General features: G+C 41.1%; 7 protein-coding genes and 2 pseudogenes. 1 reads left to right on the top strand and 8 read right to left on the bottom strand.

The window, feature by feature from the left end:
* Positions 1-23 precede the first annotated feature (23 nt).
* The 4 genes and pseudogenes from Xind_RS03360 to Xind_RS03345 all read right to left on the bottom strand — a co-directional run bounded on the left by Xind_RS03360 (position 24) and on the right by Xind_RS03345 (position 5,240).
* Complete coding sequence (locus Xind_RS03360; RefSeq protein ID WP_187649488.1) at positions 24-3,137, bottom strand: efflux RND transporter permease subunit; 3,114 nt, start codon at positions 3,135-3,137, stop codon at positions 24-26.
* 1 nt (position 3,138) lies between these two features.
* Positions 3,139-4,242, bottom strand: coding sequence for an efflux RND transporter periplasmic adaptor subunit (locus tag Xind_RS03355; protein ID WP_187649487.1), 1,104 nt, complete (start codon positions 4,240-4,242; stop codon positions 3,139-3,141).
* A 145-nt stretch (positions 4,243-4,387) separates the two neighbouring features.
* Positions 4,388-4,565: pseudogene (locus tag Xind_RS23775) on the bottom strand (IS1-like element transposase); the annotation flags it as partial.
* A gap of 207 nt (positions 4,566-4,772) precedes the next feature.
* Positions 4,773-5,240: a hypothetical protein gene (locus tag Xind_RS03345; protein WP_052189365.1), complete on the bottom strand. Its 468-nt coding sequence runs from the start codon at positions 5,238-5,240 to the stop codon at positions 4,773-4,775.
* Between the two features lie 197 nt (positions 5,241-5,437).
* Between Xind_RS03345 and Xind_RS03340 the strand changes: the two are divergent.
* Positions 5,438-5,527, top strand: a pseudogene (locus Xind_RS03340) (IS1 family transposase); the annotation flags it as partial.
* Between the two features lie 31 nt (positions 5,528-5,558).
* On the opposite strand, the gene Xind_RS03335 reads toward Xind_RS03340, so the two are convergent.
* The 4 genes from Xind_RS03335 to Xind_RS03320 all read right to left on the bottom strand — a co-directional run bounded on the left by Xind_RS03335 (position 5,559) and on the right by Xind_RS03320 (position 12,240).
* Positions 5,559-6,524, bottom strand: coding sequence for a GlxA family transcriptional regulator (locus tag Xind_RS03335; protein ID WP_047678791.1), 966 nt, complete (start codon positions 6,522-6,524; stop codon positions 5,559-5,561).
* Positions 6,525-6,625: 101 nt separating this feature from the next.
* Entirely contained in the window at positions 6,626-8,770 is a 2,145-nt protein-coding gene (locus Xind_RS03330) for a type I secretion system permease/ATPase (RefSeq protein ID WP_187649486.1), read from the bottom strand.
* A 1-nt stretch (position 8,771) separates the two neighbouring features.
* The gene (locus Xind_RS03325) at positions 8,772-10,127 is read right to left on the bottom strand and encodes an HlyD family type I secretion periplasmic adaptor subunit (protein ID WP_187649485.1); all 1,356 of its coding nucleotides are present in this window, start codon (positions 10,125-10,127) and stop codon (positions 8,772-8,774) included.
* On the bottom strand, positions 10,120-12,240 hold the full coding sequence (locus Xind_RS03320) for a peptidase domain-containing ABC transporter (RefSeq protein ID WP_187649484.1): 2,121 nt from the start codon (positions 12,238-12,240) through the stop codon (positions 10,120-10,122). The genes Xind_RS03325 and Xind_RS03320 overlap by 8 nt, the downstream gene beginning before the upstream one ends.
* Between the last annotated feature and the right edge of the window lie 334 nt (positions 12,241-12,574).

Genomic DNA, 12,574 nt, shown 5'->3' with positions numbered 1-12,574 from the left:
ACAGAATCAAATTGATTCATCTATCAATGATAATTGAGATCGTCTTTTGTTACCGATGACAATTTTCTAAGATATGGAACGATATAGTTTTTAAAATCATCCACATAACTGTAAATAACGGGCACAAACAGCAAACTTAGCAATGTTGAACTGAGTAACCCACCAATGACGGCAATCGCCATCGGCGCACGGAAACTGGTATCTGCGCCGCTGGTGACTACCAGAGGGATCATCCCGGCAATCATGGCAATTGTTGTCATGATAATTGGCCTGACACGCTCTCTTCCTGCCTGAATAATGGCGTCAGTTCGTGACATACCAGAGCGGGATTTTTCGAGAATAAACTCAACCAGTAAGATTGAGTTTTTGGTGACAATTCCCATTAGCATTAATATGCCGATAATAACGGGCATATCAATCGTGGCATTATAGATAAGTAAAGCGATAATGGCACCACCGATAGCAAATGGCAGGGCAATCAGAATCGTCATGGGTTGTAAGAAATCTTTGAACAGAATCATCAGAATAGCCAATACCATCAGGATACTAAGCATCATGGTGGTAGAGAAACGTTCAAACATCTCATTCATGTATTCAATATCACCATATTGGATTCTTTTAACTTCTGGTGGCAATTTTTTCAATGTTGGTAATTGATTGATCTGCTCTAGTGCAGTGCCAATTGCGATACCATTCAGATCAGCCTCAATCACAGCTTTACGCTGTCTGGAAATGCGTTCTATAGTGTCAGGCCCTGAACCAAAGGAGATATCAGCGACCGATTTTATCGGGACATTAACCCCAGATGTGCTGTTAACGTACATATTACTTAGCACATTCAGATTATCCCTGTCCTCTTTGGATAATAAGACACGGATCGGAACCTGTCTGTCTGGTAAATTAAATTTAGAGACATTGGCGTTGATTTCACCGATGGTTGCGGTCTTAATCACTGCACCAATAGCATCTGTTGTTACTCCCGCTCTGGCAGCCTCAGCAATATTCGGGGTGATGATAATTTCCCGTTTGGGTAATGGTTGCAAAATTTGAATATTCTTTAATCCATTCAACTGCATCATTTCCTGACGCAACTGTCTTGTTGTCTGAGCCAGAATTTCTGGATAATCACTGGCTAAAACAATCGAAACATCCCGATTTCCATCACTACTGCCAAAGGTATAGCGAATATCCGGCGTTGCATCTAAGATAGGCGTCAGTGACTGTTCAAACTCTTTTTGTGACAATTTGCGATCATTGATGGGCACTAAATTGACGATAATAGTGCTTTTGCTTTGATTAATATCGCCGGCTGTTCCTTCAACACCTGCAATAGAGAAAATATCTACAATTTCTGGACGGGCTTTAAACTGTTTAATAATCTGCTGTAAAAGTTTATCGCTTTGCGCCACCTGTGTTCCGGGTGGGGCTTCAATATCTATTCTAGCGATACTGATATCGGATTTAGGTAAAAAGCCAGAGGGTAATAGCTCAAGCAGACTGAGTGAACCAAACAGAAAAACGACAGCTAATGCTAAGGCTGTTTTGCGAGATTTTAGTGTCTTATCCAGAATGGCAACATATTTCTTGATCCATTTCGGTGTTTCGGCTTTACCTGTTTCACTGTTTTGTTCAGACAATGCTTTTTTCGTTGATGCCTTTTTCGGTAATAACAGATAAGCGGACATCAGAGGAGTTACCATTCTGGCAACCAGTAAGGATGATAAAACTGCCGCAGATACGGTAATGCCGAAGGGGACAAAATATTTACCTACGAAACCGCCAACAAAGCTGACCGGCAGGAAAACAGCGACAATCGTAATAGTAATCGCGATGATTGCGAACCCAATGGCATTGGATGCCTTGATCGCTGCAATATAAGGCCTTTCTCCTCTTTCAATATATTTTTCTATGTTCTCTATTTCGACTATCGCATCATCAACTAAAATACCGATTACCAGCGTTAATGCTAATAATGTGATGCTATTTAATGTGTAACCAAATAAATGCAGAATAACAAATGTGGGTAAAATAGATAATGGCAACGCAATTGCTGCAATTAAAGTAGCACGCCAACTTTTCAGGAAGAAAAACACCACAATGACTGTTAATATTGCACCTTCGATTAATGTCTGCATAGTGGCGTTATAACTGGCCACTGTGTATTTCACATTTGATGAAACAAGTTTAATGTTAACATCAGGATTCTCGTTTTTAATTCTCTCTAATGCTTTTGTGACTCCTTTTTCTACCACGGTATCACTTGAACCTTTAGTGCGGAATACGGCAAAACCAATAACAGGTTTACCGTTCAGACGGGAAATAGACGTTGTTTCTGAATGGGAGTCTTTAATCGTGGCAATATCGCCCAAAGTGACCCAGTTATTATTCTCTAAAGGAAACTTTAATTTACGCAGATAATCTAATTGATTTTTGGCTCCTAAGATACGGATAGAATGACCTTGCTCTGCTATAACCATTCTCCCGCCAGGAATATTGGCATTACTCTGGAGCAATAACCGGTTAATATCTGCAACACTGATCTTTAACGCAGCCAGTTTTACCGGGTCGGGTTCAACCAGTATTTCTCTGTTTGTCCCACCCGAACGGCTTATTTTTTGTACCCCTGGTACAGTTAATAGATGCTTACTTAATTTGTCATCAACAAACCAGGATAATTCGGTTAAATTTTTACTCTTTGACTGAACGGCATAATTCAGAATAGCTCCGCCTTCTACATCAATACGGTTTATTAAAGGCTCATCTATATTTTGAGGTAATTCTGCCCGAATTTGGGTAATTTGCTCACGAATATCATTAACGGCGACATTAGGATCAACCTTCAAATTAAATTCAATAACCGTTATAGAGACACCATCAGTAATGGTTGAGTTAATATGCCGAATTCCCGGTAAGCCAGAAACTGCCCGTTCGATAGGTTGAGTCACTGCATTTTCTAATTCAGAAGGTGAAGCACCACTTTGTGAAGTAGTTACAGTCACAACCGGAAAATTAATCACAGGGTTGGCATTAATGGGTAACTCAGAAAAGGAAAATAACCCGGCGATAGTGAGAGCCAAGAAAATAACAATAGTGGGAATTGGCTTTCTGATAGCCCATTCTGATAATTGAAACTTCATCTTATTTTCCCTGTGATTTAATGGAAACAGTATCCATATCTTGTAGGAATGGAGATGCAGAGACTACAACTTTATCGTTTGCTGATAACCCAGACTTTATTTCAACCCATTTATCAAAAATACGCCCTATATTGACCTGCTTTTTCTCCACCGCATTGTTTTTATCCACAACATAGACGTCTGCTTTGTTTCCATCAGTGATACTCACTGCACTATAAGGAATGGCATTAATATTTTCTGGTTTAAGCTGAAAGAGAGCATAACCGAAATCGCCTAGTTTGATATTTGTGGGAACGTTATCAAGCGTGATCCTGATGAGCCCTATTTGAGTAATAGGATTAATCTTTGGTGATACATATCTCACCTTACCCGTTATTTTATCCCCTTCAGTAAGAGAAATGGTTGCAAGTGAGCCCACCTGGATCTGTTTTAAGTCAGAAATATAGGCTTCAGCCGAAAATTCGTATTGGTTATTGTCGATAAGCTTAAACAGGTAATTACCATCAGTGGTCATACCAACTGTGGCAACACGCTCACTGATAATTCCTGCTTTGGGAGCCAGAATAGTTGTTTTGGCACGCTGGCTTTTTTCTTCTTGTAATTGTGCCTGTAATTGCCGGTATTCGGCTTTTGCCGCATTTAAGGCTGCTAATGCCGAATTAGCCTCCATTTTATATTTTTCAAACTCACTGGCAGTAATTACGCCGGTTTTGATCAGCGGTTTTGCCCGTTTCAGGTCGGATTGTGCCCGATCGTTCATGGCTTCATTCTGTTTTATCAGAGCCAAAGCATGTTCCAGATTCGCTCTGGCCTGTTTGACTTTCTCATCCTGAATGGGCGTTTCCAGTGTAGCCAGAACATCACCTTGTTTGACGTGATCGCCTTCTTCGACCAGGACATCAGTAATGATATGCTGAGTCAGTGACGGGCTTATGATAATTTCATTTCTTGCTACAATAGATCCTAATATATTAATTGAAGGAGTAAAGGGAACTGCCTGCATCGTTGTTGCTGAGACACGCATCTGTTCTTGGGATGCTTGGGCATTTGTGAAAACGAGCACAGAAAAACAAAAGCCAAGAAGAGATAACAAATTTCTTGCCATTTATCGTCCTTACTAATGACTGAAGATGATCGCCTAAATTAGCGCCTATACTTTAGATAGATTAGTCTATCTAAAATTTGCGTGCAACCTGTTTTCATCATGCTTTGTGTTAACTATATTTTACCCAGAATCTATCCCCAGATCAGGGCAAATGGGTCTCATTTCTTGGCGTGAGCTTTTTAAGGTGCGAATGACTGTGTTAATGCCGACTTTTAGAACCCAGGCTGTGTCCCTGATGCTGGAGTTATTTATTGCCATATCAATAACTCGCTTTTCATACCGGGATGACAGGCTTGATAGGTAGCGTTTAGTTGGAAGGTTTTGCTCTCACCCACAATAAAAAGCAGGGAGTTTATCACAATATCTAATCATCGGGAGCATGACCTGATTATTCTAAATCCCCCGAACTGCACGATAAGATCATTGGTACATTCATTGATCGTAATTGCTATGTTTGACATACATCAACATAATTAAATATATAACCGTTTTTTATGTTCTCCAGCTCTGTCGCAGACAATATGTGATATTCACGCGCTTCTATACAACCATCTCCTTGTTATATTGTGATATTTATTTAAACTCGAAATGACGCAATTATATTCCTTCCCTTTGTTTGGTATCAAAAATGTACTAACTGGATTTTTTAAATCTTTATCAAGACTAAAAAATATATTAATGTCTGGCTCCATGCTACCAATAAATTCATATGTATTACTTATCCCTGCAGGCGATAGAGTCACGACTAAAGGTCTGGAATGGCCTGGAGGAATAAACTCCGAGCTGGCAGACATTATTCCAGTCTTTGTATTTATGTTATACCTATTGTTCACGTTTAAACCAACGTATTTTGATCCAGAACTTGATAGTTTTTTAAAGCATTCAGCGTCATATTGAGGTGCTAAAGCACCATTCTGTAATACGGTATAGACAAATTTCAGTATAACTTTAGCTTCTCCCTCAAAAGAATTAGCATGAATTTCTTTAATTTTTTTCATAAATTGACTCCATTGTAATGGTAAATTATGTCTGAATTAGATTAATTAACAAACTCTCAAGCCGATTATATATTATGGTTCATATACAGAATCTTAATAATTAAATCTTTCAAAACATGTATCCAATATTTTGTTTTTACATGACTTTCTTTGCGGTGTTTTGGAAGGCATCCTTGATTTTGATATTAGTTTGGTGACTCAATCGTAAGACACTGGGTTATTCTAAATCCCCCGAATTGCACGATAAGAGCATTGGTACATTCATTGAACGTAATTACTGTATTTGACATGCATCAACGGATTAAATACATGACCAAATCAGCCATTATGGTGATATTTTTGTCGATACTCTTTTGGTGTCAGGCCATTACAGCGTTTAAATAACTCTCTGAAATAACGGGTATCTTCATAACCCACTTCATGACTGATTTCTTCAATGGTTTTTTGCGATTTTTCTAGCCAGTGTTTGGCCTGTGACAGACGTATCTGTTGGATATATTGGATCGGTGTTTGTCCTGTGGCAACTTTGAATCTGCGTTTCATTTGCCGTTCACAAAGATGAATTTTATTTGCCAAATCAGCAACCGATAAAATTTCAGAGGGGGAAGAATGCATCCAATCTTGCAGCTTGTGAATGAGTGGATCTGAATGTTGACGATAAGGGACAAAACTGACTGAATCCTGGTTTTCACTTTCTCCAAACAGGAAATGTGCACAACGTTCTCTGGCGTATTGTCCATAAATCAGCTCCACAATATTCATCATGCAACGGGCATCTTCATAAGCACTGGAAATGCAGAACCGATTATTGTCGCAAGTGATTTTTTTGTTGGTATACAGAGGAATATGGGGAAATAGCTCTTTGAATTCAGCAGCGAAATGAGGGTGAATAGTTGCACTTGTTTTTAGTAAGCCTGCGCTGGCCTGCATGAAAGTGCCGGAACAAATGGAAACAACAGGAATATGCTTTTCACCCATGGCTTTCAGCCAGTCGATTATTTCCTGTGAACAGTGGTGTGGTTGCCATTCAGGAAAACCCAGTGAGCCGATCAGAATAAGGTCGGGTTGTGTATCATGATAAAGGCTGCCCTGAAACGTTGAGGCAGAGCCAATCAACAGACCATGGGGTTCATCCATTCCCTTCTGAGTAGGATAAATAATACGAACATCAGGAATAGGGCCGCCAATAGCATTAGCGGCAATAGTCAGTATTTCAATCGGCATAGCAACCGATGTGACTGAAGTATGTGAAAATACCAGAGCTGTGATAGAGAATTGTTTCATAGCCATATTCTCTTCCTTAAGAACATCTTACAATGTTGGGTTAATTTCGTTATTAAGATGAAACAAGCCTCCCGCCTTCAATGAATTTTTCAGAATGATAGTCAGCTAGTTTGCTGATTCCAAAGTTGTGCATAGAGCCCATTTTGTTGTAACAGATCATCATGTGAGCCTGATTCGATTATTTGCCCTTGATCTAAAACGAAGATTTTATCTGCGTGGCGAATGGTGTTCAGTCGGTGAGCAATGCTGATAATTGTCCGATCCCGGCGGATCTCAGGCATATTGCTCATAATGGCAGCTTCGGATTCATAATCCAGTGCGGAGGTTGCTTCATCCAGGATCAGGATCTTGGGTTCATTCAGTAATGCTCTTGCCAAAGCGATACGTTGCCGTTGGCCACCAGACAGATTGCTGCCTTTTTCACCGACCGGATGGGTGAATTTATGGGGAAATTGATTGATAAAATTGATAGCCCCAGCCAGAGTTGCTGCTTGATAGAGTTCTTCATCACTGGCATTGGGTTTACACAGACGGATATTGTCGGCAATGCTACCAGAAAACAGAATGCTTTCTTGTAATACCACGCTCATATTGCGTCGCAGCGATACCGGATCGGCAATGGCCAAATCCATGCCATCCACTAAAACCTGGCCATGTTGTGGTATATACAAACGTTGCAGCAATCGGGTCAGGGTGCTTTTGCCTGAGCCGGATGGCCCTGTGATACCGATAAATTCTCCTGCCTTGATCGACAGTGACAGATTTACCAATACTTCGGGTGTATCTTCATGGTAACGAAAACGGATATTTTTGAATTCAATCTGACCTGCCAGCTCAGGAGAAGACGCTAATCCTTGTTTGCTGTTCTCCATGGGTTCATCAAGAATATCGCCGACACGTCTTAGAGCGATCAGAGTATGTTGGAAATCCTGCCATACTTGTGCCAATCGCAGGATCGGTTGTGTGACATGCCCGGCCAGCATATTGAAAGCAATCAGCTCGCCGGGAGATAGCTCTCCTGCAAGTACGCTTTTGACTCCCCACCATAGCAATAGTGCTGCGACAATTTTTTGGATCAACGTGATCCCCTGTCCTGCGGCAAGCCCGCTTTTCTGGGCTGCAAAACGCTGGATTAACTGTCGGCTCAACACTTTTTGCCATTGGTGCAGAAAACGTTTTTCCGTCGCTGTAGTTTTGATTGTTTCAATACCCGTCACGGCTTCCGTTAAGAAACTGGTCGCATTGGCATCAGCTTCGTATTCCGCTTCTACTTTATGCCGGATGATTGGCCCTACGGTGATCCAGAGCAGGAAATAGAGTATCAGAGAGCCGATCACTATCCATGACAGCAGGCTGGAGTAATGGAACATGACACCAAGGAATAGGATGATAAAGATCAGATCGAGCAATAACATCAGGGTAGAACCCGTCAGAAACTGGCGAATTTGCGCCATTTCTCTGACACGGGCGATGATTTGCCCTGTTTGACGCTGTTTGAAATAGGGCAGGGGTAAACCCACCAGATGGCGGTAAAGTCTGCCGGAGAGTTCTGCGTTGATTTGGCTTGCCATATGCCCAAATACAGTGTTGCGTAAAAAACCGTACAAGGGTTCTGCAATGGCGAGTGCCAGCATTGCCAGACCGAGAACATGCAGACTGGAAAAGCTGCGTCCCACCAATACCTTGTCGATAATGTTTTCAAACAACAGAGGTGATGCCAATGCAAAAAGTTGCAGCACAATGGCCAGCAGGAAAATATCCCGTAACTGTTTTTTCTGTCTGAAAATGGAGGGATAAAACCAGCTTAAGCCAAATTTGACCTGCTTTTTAGTTAGATTTTTTTCAGCGACAAGCAAGATCTTATATTGGTCATGCAAATCCTGAGTTTTTTGTTTTCCCGTAACAGGATTGAGAACGGTAAATTGACCCGCGTTGGCATCCAACAATACCCACCAGCACTGTTCCAGTTCAACCAATGTCGGCAGAGGTAAAGTTGCAGCCGTCTCTGATGTCAGCAAATCAAATTTACTGTGTAGCCCGATAGCATCAGCCGCTTCCCGTAGTTGCCAGTCTGTCAGTTGCAGCGAATCTAACCCCAGTGCATGGTGCAATTGCCTGGCATCAGCAACTTTGTGGAATTGTTTTCCCAGATAAGCGACACATTCCAGTGCACGATTATTGGCATGATTTTCCGTATCAGTGCTATTTTTATTAATACTATTTGTAAAGGAAAAAGTCTCTGCCATATTATTTTTCCCTCAGCGCTTCAGACTGATATTCCTGAATCGGGCTGAGCAGGTAATCAATCACTCGCCGTTGATCAGTCTTGATGTCTGCAACAATCGACATCCCTGCCGTAAGCTCGACGGGTTTACTATCAACCATAATATTGTTTTGCTTAAGGCTGATTTGAGCCGGAAAAACCAGTCCCAATCGTTCATCGATAGTGGAGTCACGGGAGATACTCAGTAATTTTCCTTCAATAGTGCCATAGCGTGTATAAGGGAAAGCATCGACTTTCACTGTTACCGACTGACCGGGACGAGCAAAGCCGATATCTTTATTCAGGATCTGGATTTCGGCGAGTTGTACATGGTCATCTGGAACGATCACCATAAGATTTTGTGCGGGTTGCAGTACTGCTCCAAAAGTATGAACACTTAATTGCTGAACAGTACCCGTAACAGGAGAACGTACAACAGAAAGTTCTTCCCGCTCTTTCATTTTTGATAGCTCTTGTTTCAGTACAGCCAGTTGTATTTCAGCCTGCTTTCTTTTTTCAAACCAGTCCCGTTCTTTTTGTGCTTTGAGACTTTTCAGGCGCTCTTCAAAGCTCTTGTATTGAGCCATCAGAACATTAAGTTCTGATCTTTGTTGAGTGAGCAGCCGTTCTGTTTCCAGTAATTCCTTTTCCTGTTCCAGATATTCCATTCGGCTTATAACTTGCTGCTGACTCAGTGTCTTTCTTGCTTGTAAGCGTTGACTAATATTCTGGCGCAGATTAGTCAGCGCCTTCATATCACTCTCTTTGGCTTTTTGGGAAGAGAGATTGACATCCATTTCAGCATAGGTATTGGTAATAATAGTGTCGAATTCCTGCTTCTCATGAGCGTAATGTGCCAGGATTTTCTGCTGTACAGATATCGGCTGCTGCTGGAAAAGAGGCGAAGATTTAGGGTCATGTTTGTCCAGCAATGCCTGATAACGGATCTTCTCTTCAGTAAAATATTCGCGCTGCTCAAGCAGACGTGCAATATCCTGATTCACACCGAGTGTATTTAATGTCAGTAGTTCTGCTCCCTTTTCAACATGTTGCCCGTTGGTAACATGGATCGCGATCAGACGACTCTGTTCATAAGCCTGGATCATTTGTGAACGACCAGAGACGATCAGGCGCCCGGTTGCTGTTGCCTGTACATCTAATTTTCCCAGATATGCCCACAGGAGAGCTGCCAGTACACCAATACTGAGTACAATCGCCGTATAACGAGCAAACGGAGAAGGTGGGCGTTGTGACAATGCCAAATGGGTTGGCAGAAAATCATAATGTATTGAAGGAGCACGCAGGTGTTTTAGCCCCTTACGCAAGATGGCTTTAAACATGGGAGGGGCCCTCCTGTTTCAATTCCTGTTGTAGTTCTTGTTGTAGCTGCCAGAGTTTTCGATAGTGTTTGCCATGCTGCAAAAGTTGCTCATGACTTCCTTGTTCGCTGATCTGGCCTTGATGCAGCACAATTATCCGGTTGCACTGACGTACAGTGGATAATCGGTGTGCAATGGTGATGACGGTTCTACCTTGTGCAATATTTGCCATATTGGATTGAATGATGGCCTGTGATTCATCATCCAATGCGCTGGTGGCTTCATCAAGGATCAAAATTTTGGGATCAGAGAGCAGGGTTCTGGCAATCGCCAGACGTTGTCTCTGTCCGCCTGACAAAGATTGCCCCCCTTCTGCAATAACGGTGTCATACCCTAGTGGTAGTTTGAGAATAAAATCGTGAGCACCGGCCAGTTTTGCAGCTTCAATTACAGCGGACAATGAGGCATCCGGCCGTGATTGCGCAATATTTTCCTGTACGGTTTTATTGAACAGAAAGTTTTCTTGCAGCACGATACCTATTTGCTGCCTTAATGATGCAATATCAATCTGTTGCAGCGGGATACCATCTAAGGTGATTTTTCCATGTTCCGGGGTATAGAGACGCAAGAGCAAGCGGGCAAGGGTGCTTTTTCCTGAACCGGATGTACCAACAACGCCAAGCGTTTCTCCTGCCCTGATATTCAGCGTGAAATGGTTAATGGCTGGAGGAAGATCAGGTTGGTAACGGAAAACGATATCGGAGAATGAAATTGCGCCTATTAGTGTCACCTGCTCCTTACCTGATTGTTGTTCCGTCGGTAAATTCAGCATATCCCCTAATTTATCGACAGCAATGCGTGAGCGGATAAATTGTCCCCAGAGCTGCACCAGTTTGGTCAATGGTTGTTCGGTATGATTGACCATCATATTGAAAGCAATCAATTGACCGATAGTCATGTGCAGGGAAAGAACTTCTGATGCACCAAGCCAGATAATAATTGCGCTGGTTACTTTTTGTAGCAGCATTACCAGATGGTTGGAACGGTTGTCCCATTGCTGAACTTCATAACTGGTACTGACCATATTTTCGGTCTGGTTATCCCAACGATGTGTAAAACGTGGTTCAGCGGCAAGGCTTTTCAGCGTCTCGGCTCCTGCAACGGTTTCAGTCAGAAAAGAGGTATTGAGTGCAGCATGAGTGAATTGTTTCTCTACTGCTTTTTCGATCTTGGGTGTAACCCACCAGGCAAGTAAGGCATAGAACGGTATAGTGAGCAGAAAGATCAGAGTTAATTTCCCGGAAATCAGACTCATAACGTAAATAAAAACGAACATGAACAGGACATCAATACATAATGTAAACATCGAACCTGTCAAAAATTCCCGGATAGTTTCCAGTTCCCGTACCCGTGTGACAATTGCCCCCACCTGGCGGGTTTTGAAAAACAGTAAAGGCAGACCAAATAGATGCTTGACCAGCTTCAGCCCCAGTTTGATATCAATCCGATTGGCCGTGTGAGCATATTGGTATTCGCGTAATCCTCTCAGGACAACTTCAATCAGTCCGGCGACCACCAAACCAAATATCAAAACATCTAATGTCGAAAGTGCCTGATGTACTAATACCTTATCCATGACAACCTGAAGGAATAAAGGAGAAATCAGGGCTAAGATTTGCAAGACGAAAGAAAACAACAATATCTCAGACAGATTTTTCTTCTGTCTGACAAATTCTGGGATGAACCATTGAATATTAAATTGGCTACTGTTTTGTTTTATTTTTATCCAGCGGCCACTCCATGAATTGATAAGGTCTGTTTTATCTAATATTTCTGGTTTTTCTTGATGGGGTTTTTGAATTAACACACGATGTTCATCTGATTTTGCCAGAATAAAAGGGTTTCCATCATTATCGAATAGAATAGCTGGTAAAGATAATGTATTAATTTTCTTATTTATTGAACGCTTATTCTTAATAGATATATGGTGTTTTTTCTTTAATTTATTTAAAGAAACATGATAATTATCATTATTATTGCTTATGTTTTTATCAGATATAATCGAGTGTTCGCCATTAGATATCATTATTATTAATTTAATTAATGATAATGTTGTTTTTTCTATTTCATTCATGCATGGAGATCTATTTGTAATGAAAGCCAAAACTCAAATTAAATAAGCAACAAGAGAGAGAATATGGTATCTCTCGATAAAAAAATCTTAATGAATTTAATAATGAATATTATCTGCTATTAACGGGGATATTAACGTGGGTAATTAGGACAAAATATAGTGGTTAAAAAGACATTTTAATATTTATATATTGATTTTAAAAAGTAAATAGATATATTTTCGATCAAAATCATCAATAGATTACTTGGTTTTCTTCTCGCTTGTTTCACTTGTCATTTTGCAATTTATGTTGAAGTGTATGTCTGTTTTCAACCTTCAATACTCATTAATTAAC

Origin of the sequence: Xenorhabdus indica, from assembly GCF_014467235.1 — a bacterium.
In the GTDB taxonomy this organism is placed as follows: Bacteria; Pseudomonadota; Gammaproteobacteria; order Enterobacterales; family Enterobacteriaceae; genus Xenorhabdus; species Xenorhabdus indica.
Note: the sequence above shows the minus strand (reverse complement) of the source record. Positions and strands in the feature narration are given on the sequence as shown.